3 protein-coding genes are annotated in these 1,505 nt (G+C 43.4%); all 3 read left to right on the top strand.

All coding sequences use genetic code 11. The annotated features are described in order from the left end of the window. Positions 1–250: 250 nt before the first annotated feature. Positions 251–835 carry an NAD(P)H-dependent oxidoreductase gene (locus A3738_RS26865; RefSeq protein ID WP_068502250.1) on the top strand — a complete coding sequence of 195 codons (585 nt, stop codon included), beginning with the start codon at positions 251–253 and terminating at the stop codon, positions 833–835. A gap of 21 nt (positions 836–856) precedes the next feature. Beyond that, the gene (locus tag A3738_RS26860; RefSeq protein WP_068502247.1) at positions 857–1,243 is read left to right on the top strand and encodes a cupin domain-containing protein; all 387 of its coding nucleotides are present in this window, start codon (positions 857–859) and stop codon (positions 1,241–1,243) included. After that, positions 1,233–1,505 (top strand): DsbA family protein (locus tag A3738_RS26855; RefSeq protein WP_197474070.1); only part of this gene is annotated, 273 nt, incomplete at its 3' end. The genes A3738_RS26860 and A3738_RS26855, both read left to right, overlap by 11 nt.

The raw sequence follows: 1,505 nt of genomic DNA, 5'->3' as shown, positions 1-1,505 counted from the left end.
CCGGTCCATTTCCCGCCAATGAAGCGCATGCCTTTTTCTATCGCACAAGGCTCGACACACGCATCATAAACTTTTTTTCGACCATAACTATCTGTTTCTACGCGGCTTTTCATGTTTCTTTACTCATTTTAAGCAGGTTACTAAAAGTATACTAATTGATATGGGGAGGTAGGTAACAATAATATACCTAAAGTGATTAATTAACCACTATTACTTATCCAACAGTCCATACACAGCGAGGAAAGAAGCCATGAGTAATATCTTGATTATCAATGCACACCATAAATATCCATTCTCAGAAGGTCGATTAAATGGCGCTCTGGTCCAAATGGCAGATGAACTATTAAAAGCAAAAGGGCATGAAGCACGAATTGTAAACATCGATGAAGAGTGGAATGTTGAAACTGAGCTTGAAAACCATCAATGGGCTGACACGATAATTCTTCAATCACCCGTGAACTGGATGGGCGTACCTTGGACCTTTAAGAAATATATGGATGAAGTCTATACCGCAGGCATGGGAGGACAATTATGCAACGGTGACGGTCGTCATGAGGATGCTCCCAAGAAAAACTATGGTGCGGGCGGTACGCTCACGGGTAAAAATTATATGTTGTCTCTGACCTTTAACGCACCAAAAGAGTCATTTGATGACGAAAATGAATATCTATTCCAAGGCAAAAGCGTCGATGACTTGTTTTTCCCGATGCATATGAACTTCCGCTTCTTTGGTATGAAAGCGCTTCCCACTTTTGCGAGTTTCGATGTGATGAAAAATGCGGAAGCTGAGAGTGACTTCAAGCGTTTCTCTAAGCACATTGAAGAGAATTTTTAATCCAATCGGGAGTAATTCCTTATGAATACGCGAATTAAAAAGACCATTCTGGGGTTGGTTCTATTTTCGTCCGCCTCAGTTTCGGATGCTCAGGAGGTTCCTTTAGCGCACGTCTCTTCACCCGAGTACTACCATGTGCTGTTGGAAAACGAACACGTACTGGTGCTTAGAATGGTGCTACAGCCAGGAGAGTCTGATATGCCTCATCGTCATCACAACGAGACGGTTTACTTTCAAAAAGGTGGCCAGCTGACAATTACCGAAGAAAACGGAGAGTCCTTTGTCGCAAATGTTCCTGATGGGCACGTGATGTGGCACGAAGCATGGGCACATCAAGTTAGCAATACGGGTGATACTGAAGTAGTCGCAATTATCGTTGAATCAAAGGTAAGCCGCCATGAGCAATAGCAAACAGATTATGATCGATATCTTATCTGATGCTGTATGTCCTTGGTGTGTTATAGGGTATTACAGAATTCAGGCCGCAATCAAAGACCTGGGTATCGAAGACCAAGTCTCCATACGGTGGCATCCATTCGAACTGAATCCCTCTATTGCGGAAGAAGGTGAGAATCTCAGAGAGCATCTTGCAGCTAAATATGGAACGACGATTAACGGAAGTATTGAGGCACGTAAGCGTTTGACGGCTTTGGGCCAAGAGGTGGGCTTT

It is taken from the genome of Oleiphilus sp. HI0066 (assembly GCF_001635725.1).
Note: the sequence above shows the minus strand (reverse complement) of the source record. Positions and strands in the feature narration are given on the sequence as shown.